The following is a 15,757-nucleotide window of genomic DNA, read 5'->3' as shown; positions in this document are numbered from 1 at the left end:
CGGGTGGAAACCCGCCAAAGCTCTTCAAGTTTTCCGGAACCGCCTCGCCTTTGCCGTGTTTGCTGGTAAACTTCTGCTAGTTGAGTCCGGGCTATCCCGCCCGGGCAGGAAGGGCCGATGACGGAAAGCCCCATTTCCAGCGGCGATCGCAGCCTGGCCGGACGGCTTGCTCTAAGCCGGCTGGCGACACGGGTCTCGATGACTGTCGAGCGCGGCTGGCCGCTGCTTCTGCCGCTGCTCATCGTCGCCAGCCTGTTCCTCAGCCTCTCCTGGCTCGGCCTTTTCCCACGCCTGCCTGACGTTGCGCGCATTGTCCTGGTCGTGGCGTTCGGCATTGCCGCGCTTGCAGCGCTCTATCCGCTGCGTTTCTTCAAGCTTCCCTCCGCCGCCGAGGTCGACCGTCGCATCGAGGCGGCCAACCAGTTGCAGCACAGCCCGGTGCTGGTGCAGACCGACCGTCCGAGCGGCAAGGAAAGCATCTTTTCCCAGGCGCTGTGGCGCGAGCACCAAAAGCGCATGGCCGGCAAACTCGGCGATCTTGGCGCCGATCTGCCGCGTACCCGCGTGCCGGAACGCGACCCGTGGGGGCTGCGCGCCGTGGCGGCGCTGCTGTTGGTCACCGCTTTCGCCTTTTCTTTCGGACCGTCCGGCGGCAGGCTCTCCGATGGTTTCCGTGCCCATGCGGCGCGCGACATCGTGCCGCCGCGCATCGATGCCTGGGTGACCCCGCCGGCCTATACCGGCAAGCCGCCCATCTTCCTGACCACGCCAGTTCTCGATAGCAACGCCAAGCAGGCGACCGCCACCTTCACCGTGCCGCAGGGCAGCGACGTCTCGCTGCGCGTCACCGGCGGCTCCGGCGAGGAAACGCTAAGCTTCGCCGACAAGGGTGGCAATGCCCGCGCCATCGACCCGACGGGACCGCAGGCAGCAGCGATCAAGGCAGCGGCGGTCAACCCGGCAACACCCAAGCTGCGCCAGTTCACCGGCAAGCTGACGTCCGACGGCACGCTGACGCTGAAATCGGGCGAAGCCGATCTCGGCCAATGGGCTTTCGCGGTGATCCCCGACAAGCCGCCGACGATCCGCTTCGTCGGCGAGCCCAAGCGCGCCGTGAACGGCGCCTTCGAGCTCAACTACCAGATTGACGACGACTATGGCGCGGCCACCGCCAAGGCGGTTTTCGCGCTGGCCGATCCGGCAGCGCCCGATGTGCATCCGCTCTACGGCCCGCCTGAGATGCCATTGGCGCTGCCGCGCCGCGGCGGCAAGGCGAATGCCGCCAAGACGACCAAGGACCTCACTGAACATGTCTGGGCCGGCGCTAGCGTCAAGCTGTCGCTTGTCGCCACCGACGATGCCGGACACACCGCGACCAGCGAAACCAAGACGATTGTGATGCCCGAGCGGCCCTTCGCCAACCCGCTGGCGCGGGCGGTGATCGAGCAGCGCCGCCTGCTGGCGCTCGACGCCAAAGCCAAGCCGCGGGTGCTCGACCTGATGGACGCGATCACGCTTCGGCCCGAAGACACGTTCGACAACATGTCGCATTACCTCGCCATCATGAGCGCCCGCAGCCGGCTGAAAATGTCCGACAGCGACGACCAGTTGCGCAGCGAGGTTAGCTATCTCTGGGAAATCGCGCTCGGCATTGAAGAAGGCAATCTGTCGGCGGCCGAAAAGCGCCTGCGCCAGGCGCAGCAGGCGCTACAGGACGCCATCAAGCGTGGCGCCAGCGATGAAGAGATCGAAAAGGCGATGAAGGAGCTGCGCGAGGCGATGAACGAATTCCTGCAGGAATTCGCCGAGCGCGCCAAGCAGAACCCGAACGCGCCGCAGATGCAGCAGAACGGCCGCGAGCTTCGCCAGAGCGACATCGACCGCATGATGGACCAGATCGAGAACCTGGCGAAATCAGGCGACCGCGACAAGGCGCAGGAGCTGCTGTCGCAGCTGGAAAACATGATGAACAACCTGCAGGCCGGCCGTCAGCAGCAAGGTGGCGAGCAGGACAGCGAGATGCGCCAGCAGATGGACAAGCTGGGCGAGATCATGCGCCGCCAGCAGGAGATGATGAACGACACCTACCGCATGGACCAGATGCAGCGCGGCCAGGGCCAACGGGATCAAGACCAGCAACAGGATGGCGACGAGCAGCTCGGACAGGATCAGGACAAACCCGGCCCCGGGGACGACCGCGATCCGCTTGCCCGCAAAAAGCAGATGACGCCGCAGGAATTCGCCGATGCGATGAAGCAGCTGCAGGAAGGCCAGGGCCAGCTGCAAAGCGAACTCGACAAGCTGAAGAAGGGCCTGGAAGGCATGGGCATGCAGCCCAATGAAGGATTTGGTGAGGCCGGCAAATCCATGGGCAATGCCGAAAAGTCGCTTGGCGAAGGTGAAGGCGACCAGGCTGTCGGCCATCAGGGTCGTGCGCTGGAAGCGCTGCGCAAGGGCGCCAAGGAGATGATGAAGCAGCTGCAGGCGATGCAGGGCGACCAGGGCGGCAGCCAGGAAGGCGGCCGCCAGCAGGACGCTGACCGCGATCCGCTGGGTCGGCCACGCGCCAGCCGCGGACCCGATTTCGGCGATTCGGTGAAGGTGCCCGACGAGATCGACGTGCAGCGTGCCCGCCAGATCCTCGAAGCAATCCGCAAGCGGCTCGGCAACGCGCTCAGCCCCGACATCGAGCGCAGCTATCTCGAGCGGCTGCTGGAGCTGAAGTAGCCTCCAAGGCAACATCCGTCGAACTGAATGGTATCAGCGCCATGCCGAAACTCGGTGCCGTAACGCCCATCCTGCGCATCTTCGACATCGCCAAGGCGCGCGAATTCTATCTCGACTTCCTCGGCTTCGAAGTCGAGTTCGAGCATCGCTTCGACGACAATGCACCGCTCTACATGGGTGTAATCCGCGACGGCTGCGTCCTGCATCTGAGCGAACATCACGGCGACGGCGCGCCGGGCGTGGCCATGCGCATCAAGGTCGAGGATATCGCAGCGCTGCACCGCGAACTGATCGGCAAGAAATACCGCTATGCCCGGCCGGGTCTCGAAACCACGCCGTGGGAGACCCGCGAGGTGACGGTTGGTGATCCCTTCGGCAATCGCCTGCATTTCTACGAGGATGCGGCAGGCTAGGCAGTTCCAGGAAAGAGCCGTTCTAATCGGACCTGTTGACGAACGCGTCGCGGATCGCTTCCTGCATGCCGTCGATCGCCTCGCCTGAGGCATTGGGGTTGCGATGCATCACCACATTCGAGGAGTCGATGTGGCCGAACCCGTCGGCGGCAGTGAGCTCCCGACAGCCGTCCGGAATGTTGCTGTGCGAGATCGGCGCGATCGCAAGGCCAGAAGTGACGGCAAGCTTCAGCCCGCCGGTGGTGTCGCTGGTATAGGCGACTCGGTAGGCCAGCCCACGCTGCTCCAGCGATTTAATAGCGAAGTCCTTGCACCAGCCGGCCCGGTTGTAGAGCGCGATCGGCACCGGCCGCTCCTCATGCATGTGATGCAGGCTCGATGTCACCCACACCGTCGGATCGTGCATCAGCACCTCGCCGCCGCCGGGGTCCTGCCATTCGAAGACCACGGCGAGGTCGAGCTCGCCGGCGGCAAGTGCGGCCAGCTGCGCGCCTGAATGCGCATAGCGCACCGTGACCTCGACCTTGGTGTGGCGCTTCGAGAAGGCGCCGAGCGCGCGCGACAGGATGGCATGGCCATATTCCTCGGGAATGCCTATCCGCACCGGTCCGCCGAGAGGGGCCGCCGCCATCGACGCCGCCGTCTCGTCGAGCAGCGAGACGATACGGCGGGCATTGACGATCAGCTCGCCGCCACGGCGCGTCAGCGCTACGCCGCGCGAGCCGCGTTCGAACAGGCTGTCGCCGACCAGCTCCTCGAGCTTCTTCATCTGCATCGACACCGCCGACTGGGTGCGGCCGGCCTGCTCCGCCGCCCGGGTGAAATTGCCGGCTTCGGCAATGGCGACGAAGGTGCGCAGAAGATCGCTGTCGAGGGTTGGTCGCATCGAATCCGTCATAAGCAAATTTGATTGCTGGTATCATTCCAATTCGTTTGCAACATGTCAAACGCCGGACGATAGTCAGCCTACCCATTGGATATGCGACCGCGAAATCGGTTGCGGACCAATCGAAGAGTCCTCACTCATACCCGCTGCCCGAAACGGTGGCGGGTTCTTTTTACCCCGCGGTCGGGCGGCTGCGGGCAGTTCAAATGGAAAGAGCATGATGTCGTCCGAAAACCGCTTCACACTTTTCGGCATCATGCTCTAGGGCCGGCAGCAACGACATGCGCAACCGGATCGTTCTCGGCATCATCAGCCTGTGCCTTGGCGTGCTGGTGTTCTCGCTCCAGGACCCGCTGGTCAAGGCGGTATCGGGCGGCTATCCCGTCACCGAGGTGATGTGGATCCGCTCGATCGTCGCCCTGCCGATTCTGATCGTTCTCGTCCGCGCCGATGTCGGCCTGCGGGCCATCGCCTCGAAGCGGTTTGGCCTGCTGACGATCCGCGCCTTCATCCAGTTCAGCTCCTATACCGTCTACTATCTGGCGATCGCCGCCTTGCCGCTGGCCGACGCGGTGGCGCTCTACTTCATGGCGCCGCTGTTCATCATGGCGATGGCCGGCCCCTATCTCGGCGAACGCGTCTCCTGGCAGACGCTGGCCACCGTGCTGATCGGCATGCTGGGCGTGGTCGTGATGTTGCGCCCGGGCGCCGGCCTGTTCGACTGGGCGGCCTTCTTGTCGCTGGGTTCGGCGCTGCTCTACGGCTTTTCGCAGCTGATGGCGCGCAAGATCGGCGACACCGAATCCTCCACCGTCATGGCCTTCTACCAGAACGGCGCCTACCTCGTCGGTGCTGCCGCGGTTGCCGGCACATTCTGGCTTGCCGGCATTACCCATGCTGTCCACCCCAGCCTCGAATTCCTGGTGCGGCCGTGGGTCTGGCCGACGACACCGGATTTCCTCAAGATGGCGGCCTGCGGTTTCGTCGCCTCGGCCGGCATGATTCTTCTGTCGCAGGCCTACCGGCTGGCGCCGGCCAACCGCGTCGCCACCTTCGAATACACGGGGATCATCTGGTCGCCGCTATGGGGCTTTCTGTTCTTCAATGAGGTGCCGCGCTCGACCACCGCCATCGGTGCGGCGCTGATCATCGGCGCCGGCTTGCTCGCGCTCAACACCGAACGGGGCCGGAGCACCCCGGTCCTAGCCGCAACTCAGGATGCGGCTTGAATAGTGTCAGGCAAAGCAGGCCAGCGCCTGTTCGACGCGGGAGCGGATTTCGGCCAGCGTGAAAGGCTTCTGCACGACATCGATGATGATGCCGTTCAACTCCTCGGCGCGCTCGCGCTGGTCGGCATAGCCGGTCATCAGCAGGATCTTCATCGCCGGGAAAAGCCTGGCCGCCGCGATCGCCATCTCGATGCCGTCCATCTCCGGCATGCGGATATCGGAGACGACGAGGTCGTAACCGCCGCCCGCCGCGCTGATCATCGCCAGCCCCTGCGCGCCATCGGCGGCAATGTCGATTGAATGCCCGGCGCGTTCGAGCGCGCGGGCGGCTAGGGTGCGGACGGACTCATCGTCCTCGACGATCAGAAGCTTTGCCATGGGCCGGAATTTGGCGGGCAAAAGTTGACTTTTTCTGAAAATTTGAAGCGTCGGAGGCCTTTTTAGAATTCGCTCCGGTGAGTCAGTTGGTGTGGTTTGCAGGAACCGGAGCGCAGCTGACATTCAAGTCCGTGAGCCCCGGAAGCGCAGGAAACCGCGCCAAATGGCCGCCGGAGTAGGATTATCAAAAGGTCTCAAGCGTCGCCTTTCACGACGCCGACAAACGGCAATTCGCGGAAAGCGTGGGCGACATCCATGCCGTAACCGACGACGAAATAATCGGGACAGTCGAAGCCGACATAGTCGGCGTTCAGCTCGGTCTGGCGGCGCATGCGCTTGTCGAGCAGCACCGCGATGGCGCAGCTTTTGGCGCCGCGCGACAGCATCAGATTGCGGGTGAAGGAGAGCGTCTTGCCTGATTCGAGAATATCGTCGATCAACAGCACGTCGCGGCCGGCGACCTCATTGTCGATGTCGCGCAGCACCCTCACCTCGCCGCTGGTGGTGCCGGCGCCATAGCTGGAGATGAAGATGAACTCGACCTCCGGCGACAGCCCGACATCGTGCATGGCGCGAATGAGATCCGCGGCAAAGATGAAGGAGCCTTTCAGCACCGAAATCACCAAGAGGTCGCGATAATCGTGCTCGGCGATCTCCTTGGCGAGTTCAAGATTGCGCCGCGCGATCGCGGACGCCGAAAACAGGACTTCGATGTCCTTGCCACGCACAACTGGCATCAACAACCTTTCCGAGAGAAATCGCCTTAGCCGGCGAAAGTGACCGAGACGGCCTTTACCCCGTTTCTAGGCACGTCGAGACGGCTGGAAAAGCCGAATCTTTCGCCGGGCGCCAGCGAACGGCTGGATGTCCCCAACGTATAGCGCGTGATGCGGCTGTCATTGCCGGTAACGCTGATTTCCAGCGGCGGCAATGGTCCCGCCTTCACACCGTCATTCACGGCCTCGCCATCGACGAACAGCACCGGGGTGGACCCGGAAGCGTCGACATGCGAGGTGACGCCGGCAATGCTGAGTACGGCGCCCGCCGGCTGTTCAACTGTCCAGAACGGCGTCTGGCGCACCAGCGCGTGGCCGCCCGAGACCCAGAAAGCGGCGAGCGCCGCACCGACGCCGGCGATCCAGAAGATCGGCCCGCCACGCGACGCCGGCGGCCGCACGGTTGCGGCTTCCGGCTTGCGCAGCATGTCCATGCCTTCGATCGACGGTGTGGCCACGTTGCGCGCAGGCGGCTGGATGGCATCCGCCCTCGAGACACCGCGTGGCAGCACCTCATAATCGGCATCGACGATGTCGGTCGCCAAAGGACGCAATTCCGGCGCGACACTTGTCCCGGTCATGATTTCGCCGGAAACCGGGCGCGCGGTTCGTTGCTCAGCCATCATGGCCCCGCTGTTCGCTCTTCGTTTCTTTTGCGTAAATGGAAATGGTTAACGCTTCCCCACCGGAACCCTTGTGACGCATTCAAAAACAGCGAAAATTAACCGTCGGTTAACCATGGCGGCCGATGGTCGTTGGACAGAAAGGGCTGGCACGCCGCCGCCACACATTTCAGGTCGTCGCACGTGATCCGCTTTGAAAATGTCGGCCTCCGCTATGGCATGGGTCCGGAAATCCTCCGCGACATCTCCCTGCACATTCCGGAGAGCTCCTTCCAGTTCCTGAGCGGGCCCTCCGGCGCCGGCAAGACGACGCTGCTGCGCCTTCTGTTCATGTCGCTGAAGCCGACGCGCGGGCTGATCACCATCTTCGGCAAGGACCGCTCGCGCATCTCGCGCGCCGAACTGCCGCATCTCAGGCGTCGCATCGGCGTGGTGTTCCAGGATTTCCGCCTGCTCGACCACATGACCACCTATGAGAATGTCGCTCTGCCGCTACGCGTGCGCGGCCGCGAGGAAGCGAGCTACCGCACCGACGTCACCGAACTTTTGAAATGGGTTGGTCTCGGCGAGCGCATGCATGTGCTGCCGCCGGTCCTGTCGGGCGGCGAAAAGCAGCGCGCCGCGATTGCCCGCGCGCTGATCGAACAGCCCGAAATCCTGCTCGCCGACGAGCCGACCGGCAATGTCGACCCGCCGCTGGCACGCCGTTTGCTGCGACTGTTCATCGAGCTCAACCGTCTCGGCACCGCGGTGGTGATCGCCACCCACGATCTCGGCCTGATGGAGCAGGTCGACGCGCGCCGCATGATCCTGGCCGGCGGAAGGCTGGATATCTATGACTGAGCTATCCGCCGAACAGTTGCACGAAGATGCTGCCGCGCCAGCAGCAGCGACGCAGCGCGTCCAGCGTCGCATGGCACCGATCGTGCCCGCGCAGAACATTGCCGGCCGCGCTCTGGTGCTGGTCATCGCCATCATGACCTTCCTGTCCTGCCTGACCTTCGGCGCCGTCACGCTGGTGCGCGACACCGCCTCGGTCTGGGAGAACCAGATCTCGCGCGAGGCGACGATCCAGATCAAACCTGTCGACGGCCTCGACATGGAGGCGGCCCTTGCCCAAGCCTCGCAGATCGCCGGTGAGTTCCCCGGCGTGAAAGCGACCAGGATCATCGACCGCGATGCGACGGCCCGACTTTTGGAGCCGTGGCTGGGCTCGGGGCTGAATATCGACGAACTGCCGGTGCCGCGGCTGATCATCGTCACCATCGACGAGACCAGCCCGCCCGACTTTGCCGCCATCCGCGCAGCGATCGCGCCCAAGCTGCCCAGTGCTTCGCTCGACGATCACCGCACCTGGGTCGATCGGCTGGTCGCCATGGCCCGCACCACCGTCACCATCGGCATTGCCGTGCTGGTGCTGATGTTGTCGGCGACGGTGCTGACGGTGGTGTTCGCGACCCGCGGCGCCATGGCCGGCAATGGCCATATCATCGAGGTGCTGCACTTCGTCGGCGCCGAGGCGCGCTTCATCGCGCGCGAATTCCGCTGGCATTTCCTGGTCACCGGCATGAAGGGCGCTGCCGCCGGCGGGGCCGCCGCGATCCTCGTTTTCATCGTCTTTTCCTGGTGGTCGTCGCGCAACATGGCAACGCCGCAGGCCGACCAGGCGACCGCTTTGTTCGGCAATTTCGCCATCGGATCGGCCGGCTATCTCGGCGTCGGCCTGATGGTGCTGGTGATCGGCGGGCTGACGGCGGCGACCTCGCACGCCACCGTGGTCGCCTATCTCAGCGACATCGACGTCCGCCAGCCGGATGCGGGCTGAGCAATGACGGCAGAAGCGAAAAACAGTTCGGGGGCCAGGGACAGGAATAACGGAGCGATCACGGATCGAAAAACGACGTAACGCAATGTGCGCTTTTTTCCTTATCAAAGCGGCATTTCAGGATTAACCATAGGATGATGGACGCGCGGAACTCGACCGGGACGGCTGGACAGATGCCAGTGGTGGGTGCGCGTTCACGTGTGCGCACCGGCCCGGGTCGTTTGCGGACGGCGCTGCGTCTCGCCTCCCTCTGTCTGCTGCTGCTGGTGGCGCTGTTTGCCGGCGGCTTCGGCTGGTTCGCCAGCAAGGTCAGCCACATGACCACCCCGTCCGATCCGGCCAAGGCCGATGCGATCATCGTCTTGACCGGCGGTCAGGCGCGCCTCGACGCCGCACTCGATCTGCTTGCCTCCGGCAAGGGCGAGCGGCTGCTGATCTCAGGCGTACATCCCTCCGCTAGCCGCCGCCAATTGCAAGCCGCGACCGGCGGCGACAAGGCGCTGTTTTCCTGCTGCGTCGACATCGACCGCGCCGCGCTCGACACGATCGGTAATGCCCAGGAGAGCGCCAAATGGGTGGAGAGCCACGCCTATGGCAGCGTCATCCTTGTCACCAACAATTATCATATGCCGCGCAGCCTGCTGGAGATGGGCCGTCTGCTGCACGGGGCCAGGCTTGAACCCTATCCGGTGGTCAACACCAATCTCGACAATGGCGACTGGCTGACCAAGCCGGAAGCGCTGCGCGTGCTTCTGACCGAATACAGCAAATATCTGCTGGCGCTGGCGCGCGGCATCGTCCCGGTCCGCCAGACCGCCGACAGCGTCGCGCTGGCCGAGGTTTCGACCGTAAAGGACTGAGTCGATTACCCCTTGGCCGCGCCGTCCGAGGCGCCGCGCAGCCGCGCAATCTCCTGTTCGAGCCGCTCAATCCGCTTGTCGCGCTCGGCAAGGGCCGCCGCCACATCGGCCGCCTCAAAACGCTGCGGAATGTGTTGCGGGCAATTGGCGTCCCAGGCCGAGACGGTGAACAGGATGACCTGCTCGGGACGCGCCTTGTAGTCCTGCGGCATCAGCTTTGCCAAAAGCTCGGCATCGTCCTCGACGACGCGCGCCGTGCCCCAGATCTTGACGCGCTGCCGATGCGCATAGTCGATGAGGAACAGGAACGCCTGGTTGTTGTCGGCAAGATTGCCCTGGGTGATGAACTGCCTGTTCCCCGAGAAATCGGCAAAGCCGATGGTCTTCTCGTCCAGCACCTTGAGGAAGCCGGCAGGCCCGCCGCGATGCTGGATATAGGGCTGGCCGTCGCCATTGGCCGTCGACAGGAAGACGCTGGTCTGCGCCGCGATGAAGGCGGCGAGGTCCGGCGTGATATGGGCGCGCCATCCGCCGCGCTCCTCGGCGCTGGCATAACCCTTGCGCGACCCCTTGCGGGTCTGGATTGCCTTGACCGTCGGTGTGAAGGCGACGTCGCTGGTGAAAGTATGGGCGTTCATGCAAGCAAGCCTCCGTGAGGCCAAACCTCTGACCATTGTGCACCCTGATATAGAGGCTTCCATCTTCCGGATGTAGATGGCATATTCGCAACCTCTCCTTCCAATTTCCGGAAGAAGCCATGGATCGCCTCGAAGCCATGTCGCTGTTCGTCGCTGCTGTGGAGGCTGGCAGCCTGTCCGCTGCCGGTCGCCGTTTCGGCATTCCGCTGGCGACGGTCAGCCGCAAGGTCTCCGACCTTGAAAAGCATCTGCAGACGCGCCTGCTGAACCGTTCGACCCGGCAGTTGACGCTGACCGATGCCGGCCAGGCCTATCTCGCCGCCTGCCGCCGCATCCTGGGTGAGGTCGGCGAGGCAGAACGCACCGCCGCCGGCGAATACAGCACGCCGACCGGCGACCTGCTCATCACCGCGCCGATCGTCTTTGGCCGCCTGCACGTGCTGCCTATCGTCACCGAGTTCCTCGCGGCCTACAGCCAAGTCAACATCCGCCTGACGCTGGCCGACCGGATCACCCAACTGGCCGAGGAACATCTCGATCTCGCCATCCGCATCGGCGAGCTTGCGCCTTCGAGCCTGGTCGCCATCCGCGTCGGCGCGATCCGCCGCGTCGTTTGCGCCAGCCCCGCCTATCTCGCCGCGCATGGCATGCCACAGGCGCCGGACGATCTGGCCGCGCATGAATGCATCAGTTTCGAAGGGCCAGCCGCGCTCGCCAGTTGGAGCTTTGCCGGCGGCAAGGGCGAACTGATCGTGCCGATCCGCTCGCGGCTGCGCGTCAACACCGCGGAAGCGGCGATCGATGCGGCGATTGCCGGCGCCGGGATGACACGGGTGCTGTCCTACCAGATCGCCGACGCGATACACTCCGGCGCGCTTGTCCCGGTCTTGCAGCCCTTCGAGCCACAGCCATGGCCGGTGAGCCTGGTCCATGCCGGCCAGGGCCTGCTGCCGGTGAAACTGCGTGCCTTCCTCGATTTCGCCGCACCGCGGCTGAAGCAGCGGCTGCTGCAGGCGATGTGGTGAGCCGAGGCTGGCTGCGATCGATGGCGAGCCGGCCGATGTCAGGCCTTTGCGGCGTTTCCTTTTTGCCCGCGCTTGGTGTAACCAACGCACACCTCCTCAACAGGCCCTTCCCCGCATGCTCTATATCCGCTCGCTGGCGTTCAACTTCGTCTTCTACGTCAACCTGATCGTCCAGATGATCCTCTGGACCCCGTACTATTTCCTGTCGCCGCGCCACCGCGCCTGGTTCGTGCCGAAATTCTGGTCGCGCACCAGCCTGTGGCTCTACGACAAGATCGCCGGCACCAGGAGCGACATCACCGGTCTGGAGAACCTGCCGGAGGGCTCCTTCATCCTGGCGCCGAAACACCAATCGTTCTGGGACGCGATCGCTTTCTTTCCGCTTCTCCAGGACCCGCTTTACATCCTCAAGCGCGAGCTGACCTGGATCCCCTTCTTCGGATGGTACATCATGAAGATGCGGATGATCCCGGTCGACCGCGGCAGCCGCTCCAAGGCGCTGAAGCAGGTCGTTGCCTCGACCAGGCAGGAAATGGCACGCAATCCGCGCCAGCTGATCATCTATCCCGAAGGCACGCGCCGCGCACCTGGCGACGAGCCGGCCTACAAATACGGCATTGTCGAACTTTACGCGCAGCTTGGCGTGCCGGTGGTGCCGGTTGCCCATGTCGCCGGTCTCTACTGGCCGCGCCGCAAATTCATGCGCTTTCCCGGCACCATCAAGGCCCGCTTCCTGCCGCCGATCCCGCCCGGGCTCGGCAAGGACGAATTCATGGACCGGCTGATCGGCGAGACCGAAGCCGCCTGCGATCAGTTGCTGATCGAGGCGTCGCGTTCGCCGAATCCGCCGCCAATGCCGCCGACCGCGGTAAACCGGTTGGCCGAACTCGCTGCCGCGAAGGCGAAGGCCTGATCTCATCAGATCTACCGCTCGGGCTCACGGCCACGCCGCCAGAGCCGTGGTCAGCACCAGCGTTGCCGCGAACACCAGGTTGATGATCCGCGACGCCAGCGGCTGGCGCAGGGTGCGGGCGAAGGCAGCGCCGGCCAGCAGCCACAGCACATGAATGGCGACGATCATCAGGGTGAGAACCGCGAGCCTCGCCGGAACGCCGAGAGCATCGGCGCCGGCCGCCGTCGCGGAGCCGGCAAGGACCGCGGCAATCGCGACATAGGCCTTCGGATTGGCGACGGCGAGCAGGAAGCCGCCGAGGAAGGTTGGCAGCACAGCCCCGCTGTCGCGTGCCGCCAGCGGCGGCGCCGTCGCTATTCTGAAGGCGAGATAGAGGATGTAGGCGGCGGAAGCGACCGCTAGCACGGGCGCCACCCCCGGCATCGAGGTGAGGATAGCCGTGATGCCGGTGGCCACCACCAGCAGCACCGCAACCGTGCCGAGAATGATCCCCCAGGCATAGCGGAGCGAATTGCGCAGGCCGAAGGCGGCGCCTATCGCCGTGACGCTGATTGTCGCCGGGCCTGGACTGCCCATGACGACGCTTGCCGCCAGCACCAGCGCCAGCAATTGCTGCCAGGGCTGCGTCTGCGAAAGGATTTCTATGGCCACGATGCTCCCTCTCCCACGACAGTGGAGAGCAGTGTGGCGAGCCGGACTTCCGTCGTCTTGAACGATCGTGCCGAACCTGATCGGCAGCCTTCGCTAGGCGCTGGCCTTGTCCAGCGCCGCGAGATCCTCCGCGCCGAGCTTCAGCGATGCTGCGCGCACCAGGCTGTCGACCTGCTCGAGCGTCGTGGCGCTGGCGATCGGCGCGGTGATGCCGGGCTGCGCCATCACCCAGGCGAGCGCGACTTCCGCCTGGCTGGCCGAATGCCGCGCCGCCACAGTGTCGAGTGCCGCCAGGATGCGCATGCCGCGCGTGTTCAGATAGGCCTTCACGCCACTGCCGCGCGCGCTTTTGCCGAGATCGGCCTCGCTGCGGTATTTGCCGCTCAAAAACCCCTTGGCGAGGGCGAAATAGGTGATGACGCCGATATCCTCCGCCGCGCAGAGATCATGCAGCGGTCCGTCGAAGGAAGAGCGGTCGTAGAGATTGTATTCCGGCTGCAGCACGGCATAGCGCGGCAGCCCGCGCAGGCTGGCCACATCGAGCGCCGCACGCAACTGGCCGGCGTCGAGGTTGGAGGCGCCGATATGGCGCACCTTGCCCGCGGCGAGCAGCTTCTCGTAGGCGCCGAGCGTCTCCTCGTAAGGCGTGGTCGGGTCAGGCCAATGCGACAGATAAAGGTCGATGACGTCGGTCTGCAGCCGCTTGAGCGATGCCTCGACCGCCCTCTCGATATGGGCGGCCGATAAATCCTTCTTGCCTTGCCCCATATCCGAGCCGACCTTGGTGATGACGACGATCTTGTCGCGGTTGCCGCGACCTTTCATCCATTTGCCGATGATCGTCTCGGACTCGCCGCCCTTGTTGCCGGGCACCCAGCGCGAATAGGCGTCGGCCGTGTCGATGGCGTTGAGGCCGGCGCCGGCGAACCGGTCGAGCAGGTCGAAGGAGGTCTTCTCGTCGGCGGTCCAGCCGAAAACATTGCCGCCCAGAACCAGCGGCGTGATGGAAAGGTCGGTTTGACCGAGACGGCGTTTCTGCAAGATCTGGCTCCGTGAGGCTGGCGGCGGGCGACCCCGAATGCTTCGGGCCGCAGCTAAGCTAGGTCTCGCCGCGCCGAGGTCAAAGGCCTCAGCCAATTTTTCCAGCGGACCAGCGCTTCACAAAGGCGCGACCCGTTTCGCCACCTCTTCCAGCCAGTGATCGCTGATACCGAGCGCTTCGAGGTGCTCGACCGCGCTCAGCACATAATCCTCATTGTTTCCGGACTGGCCGATGGCGCCGCGGACGACGCTTGCCGCATGCGCCGCGTCGAGACCGCCGGCATACTGCTGATGCTGGCGGTCGACGATATAGGCAACCGCTGGGACCGTTTCGCCGCCGTCGAGGCGGATGTCGAGCACGCGCTCAAGGTAGACGCTGGTCACCAGTTCGCGCTCGCGCAGATAGGCAAGCACCTCATCGCGCAACTCACCGGGCACGCGAAACGCCAGCCCGATGCAGGAGCCGCCACGGTCGAGGCCAAGCACCAGGCCCGGCCGCTCGCGCGTGCCGCGATGCACGAAGGAGTAGACGCAGAGCGACCGGCGGTAGCCGTAAAGGCGGGCGCGCCGGGTCTCGACATGCGCGAATCCCGGCCGCCAGATCAGCGAGCCGTAGCCAAAAACCCAAAAATCGCCCATATCGCCAAGCCTGATTGCACGAGAGTGACGACACCGCATCGGAATCGGTGCTCTTCTGTCTATTTGCTTGTTGCGTAAACCACAGTCCACCCGCAACACGCCCGCGTTAATGAAAGCCACAGCATGACGTCAACTGACGAGCGTCCGTCAAAATTTCGCCGCCGGCTGTTCTGGCTCGCCGCTTTCGTCGTGATGCTGTTCGGCGCCTACAGCGCGGTCTGGTTCTATGTTGCCAGCCGCGTCAGAATCGAAGCCGACAAGGCGGTGGCGCAGCTGAACACCAAAGGCATCGAAGCCGGCTGCGCCAACCTTACGGTTAGCGGCTATCCCCTGAGCTTTGCCGTATCCTGTGACACGCTGGCCTACGAGGACGACACCAGGAACGTCGCCGCCTCGACCGGCAGCTTCAACTTCGTGGCCGAACTCATCCGCCCGCTGTCGCCCGCCGCGAAGTTGCGCGGACCGCTGCGCACATCGGTGCCCGGAATGGCCCCGCTCTGGATCGACTGGGACAAACTGCAGGCCGGTGCAAAGCTGTCCTGGCCCTTGCCCCGCAGCATTTCGCTGCAGGCCGAGGGACTGTCCGGCCAGACCGATCCGGCCGATGACACCGATCCGGTATCTCTGTTCAGCGCTGGGACCGCGGCAGGAGAGTTGCGCCCCGATGGCCAGGACCTTGGTTATGTCGGAAACTTCACCGATCTTGAGATCGATGCCGATGCGATCGGCGGGCGCGTGCTGCCGCCACTCGACGGCAGCGGCGACGCGACGCTGAAGAACGGCGTGGCGCTGATGCGAACCGAGGCCAGGAGCCTGCGCGGCCAGGCGGCCGACATCCACAAGCTCGATCTGTCGTCGGGAACCGCGCGCATCACCGTTTCCGGCCCGGTATCGGTCGACGCCAATGGCCTGGTCAACGCCGACCTGACGATCAAGCTCAAGGATCCCAAAGCCGTGGCGGCAATCCTCGCCACCGCCATCCCCGAGCAGAAGAGCCAGATCGAACAAGGCTTTGCCGGCCTGGCGCTGCTCGGCAACGAACCGTCGATGCCGCTCAAGGTGGTGAAGGGCAAGGCCTCGCTCGGCTTCATTCCGCTGGGCAAGATCAAGCCGCTCGATTAGACCATGATCCC

17 protein-coding genes are annotated in these 15,757 nt (G+C 64.5%); 9 read left to right on the top strand and 8 right to left on the bottom strand.

Annotated features, from left to right (window positions below):
* Positions 1–117: 117 nt before the first annotated feature.
* Positions 118–2,727, top strand: coding sequence for a TIGR02302 family protein (locus AC1DXM_RS21720; protein ID WP_477236015.1), 2,610 nt, complete (start codon positions 118–120; stop codon positions 2,725–2,727).
* Between the two features lie 41 nt (positions 2,728–2,768).
* Positions 2,769–3,140, top strand: a complete 372-nt coding sequence (locus AC1DXM_RS21715; protein ID WP_477236014.1) for a glyoxalase superfamily protein — start codon at positions 2,769–2,771, stop codon at positions 3,138–3,140.
* 22 nt (positions 3,141–3,162) lie between these two features.
* On the opposite strand, the gene AC1DXM_RS21710 is transcribed toward AC1DXM_RS21715, so the two are convergent.
* Positions 3,163–4,026 (bottom strand): LysR substrate-binding domain-containing protein, encoded by an 864-nt coding sequence (locus AC1DXM_RS21710; protein WP_112562313.1) that lies wholly within the window; start codon positions 4,024–4,026, stop codon positions 3,163–3,165.
* 281 nt (positions 4,027–4,307) lie between these two features.
* Here AC1DXM_RS21710 and AC1DXM_RS21705 point away from each other — a divergent pair, with 281 nt between their 5' ends.
* Positions 4,308–5,255, top strand: a complete 948-nt coding sequence (locus tag AC1DXM_RS21705) for a DMT family transporter (RefSeq protein WP_477236011.1) — start codon at positions 4,308–4,310, stop codon at positions 5,253–5,255.
* 6 nt (positions 5,256–5,261) lie between these two features.
* Here AC1DXM_RS21705 and AC1DXM_RS21700 read toward each other — a convergent pair whose 3' ends face one another.
* The 3 genes from AC1DXM_RS21700 to AC1DXM_RS21690 form a co-directional block, all read right to left on the bottom strand.
* Positions 5,262–5,633 (bottom strand): response regulator, encoded by a 372-nt coding sequence (locus AC1DXM_RS21700; protein WP_112562237.1) that lies wholly within the window; start codon positions 5,631–5,633, stop codon positions 5,262–5,264.
* 194 nt (positions 5,634–5,827) lie between these two features.
* Entirely contained in the window at positions 5,828–6,370 is a 543-nt protein-coding gene (hpt, locus tag AC1DXM_RS21695; RefSeq protein ID WP_477236009.1) for a hypoxanthine phosphoribosyltransferase, read from the bottom strand.
* 26 nt (positions 6,371–6,396) lie between these two features.
* On the bottom strand, positions 6,397–7,035 hold the full coding sequence (locus tag AC1DXM_RS21690) for a hypothetical protein (RefSeq protein ID WP_477236007.1): 639 nt from the start codon (positions 7,033–7,035) through the stop codon (positions 6,397–6,399).
* A 180-nt stretch (positions 7,036–7,215) separates the two neighbouring features.
* On the opposite strand from AC1DXM_RS21690, the gene ftsE reads away from it, so the two are divergent.
* The 3 genes from ftsE to AC1DXM_RS21675 all read left to right on the top strand — a co-directional run bounded on the left by ftsE (position 7,216) and on the right by AC1DXM_RS21675 (position 9,717).
* Entirely contained in the window at positions 7,216–7,875 is a 660-nt protein-coding gene (gene ftsE, locus AC1DXM_RS21685; RefSeq protein ID WP_023685344.1) for a cell division ATP-binding protein FtsE, read from the top strand.
* A complete protein-coding gene (locus tag AC1DXM_RS21680) occupies positions 7,868–8,857 on the top strand; it encodes a cell division protein FtsX (protein WP_477236005.1) in 990 nt (329 codons plus the stop codon). The genes ftsE and AC1DXM_RS21680 overlap by 8 nt, the downstream gene beginning before the upstream one ends.
* A 134-nt stretch (positions 8,858–8,991) precedes the next feature.
* A complete protein-coding gene (locus tag AC1DXM_RS21675; protein ID WP_477236003.1) occupies positions 8,992–9,717 on the top strand; it encodes a YdcF family protein in 726 nt (241 codons plus the stop codon).
* Between the two features lie 5 nt (positions 9,718–9,722).
* On the opposite strand, the gene AC1DXM_RS21670 is transcribed toward AC1DXM_RS21675, so the two are convergent.
* Positions 9,723–10,355, bottom strand: a complete 633-nt coding sequence (locus AC1DXM_RS21670) for a pyridoxamine 5'-phosphate oxidase family protein (RefSeq protein WP_477236001.1) — start codon at positions 10,353–10,355, stop codon at positions 9,723–9,725.
* A 119-nt stretch (positions 10,356–10,474) separates the two neighbouring features.
* Here AC1DXM_RS21670 and AC1DXM_RS21665 point away from each other — a divergent pair, with 119 nt between their 5' ends.
* A complete protein-coding gene (locus AC1DXM_RS21665) occupies positions 10,475–11,380 on the top strand; it encodes a LysR family transcriptional regulator (RefSeq protein WP_477235999.1) in 906 nt (301 codons plus the stop codon).
* Between the two features lie 115 nt (positions 11,381–11,495).
* The gene (locus AC1DXM_RS21660; protein ID WP_477235997.1) at positions 11,496–12,293 is read left to right on the top strand and encodes a lysophospholipid acyltransferase family protein; all 798 of its coding nucleotides are present in this window, start codon (positions 11,496–11,498) and stop codon (positions 12,291–12,293) included.
* Positions 12,294–12,317: 24 nt separating this feature from the next.
* Here the strand turns inward: AC1DXM_RS21660 and AC1DXM_RS21655 are convergent, their stop codons facing one another.
* The 3 genes from AC1DXM_RS21655 to AC1DXM_RS21645 all read right to left on the bottom strand — a co-directional run bounded on the left by AC1DXM_RS21655 (position 12,318) and on the right by AC1DXM_RS21645 (position 14,624).
* On the bottom strand, positions 12,318–12,944 hold the full coding sequence (locus AC1DXM_RS21655; RefSeq protein ID WP_477235995.1) for a LysE family translocator: 627 nt from the start codon (positions 12,942–12,944) through the stop codon (positions 12,318–12,320).
* A gap of 93 nt (positions 12,945–13,037) precedes the next feature.
* Positions 13,038–13,985: an aldo/keto reductase gene (locus AC1DXM_RS21650; RefSeq protein WP_477235993.1), complete on the bottom strand. Its 948-nt coding sequence runs from the start codon at positions 13,983–13,985 to the stop codon at positions 13,038–13,040.
* Between the two features lie 117 nt (positions 13,986–14,102).
* The gene (locus AC1DXM_RS21645; protein WP_477235991.1) at positions 14,103–14,624 is read right to left on the bottom strand and encodes a gamma-glutamylcyclotransferase; all 522 of its coding nucleotides are present in this window, start codon (positions 14,622–14,624) and stop codon (positions 14,103–14,105) included.
* 123 nt (positions 14,625–14,747) lie between these two features.
* Between AC1DXM_RS21645 and AC1DXM_RS21640 the strand changes: the two genes are divergently transcribed.
* Positions 14,748–15,746, top strand: a complete 999-nt coding sequence (locus AC1DXM_RS21640) for a DUF2125 domain-containing protein (RefSeq protein WP_477235989.1) — start codon at positions 14,748–14,750, stop codon at positions 15,744–15,746.
* Positions 15,747–15,757: the final 11 nt, after the last annotated feature.

Source organism: Mesorhizobium sp. P3_A2 (assembly GCF_056403115.1).
This window is presented reverse-complemented; position numbering and strand designations above follow the sequence as displayed.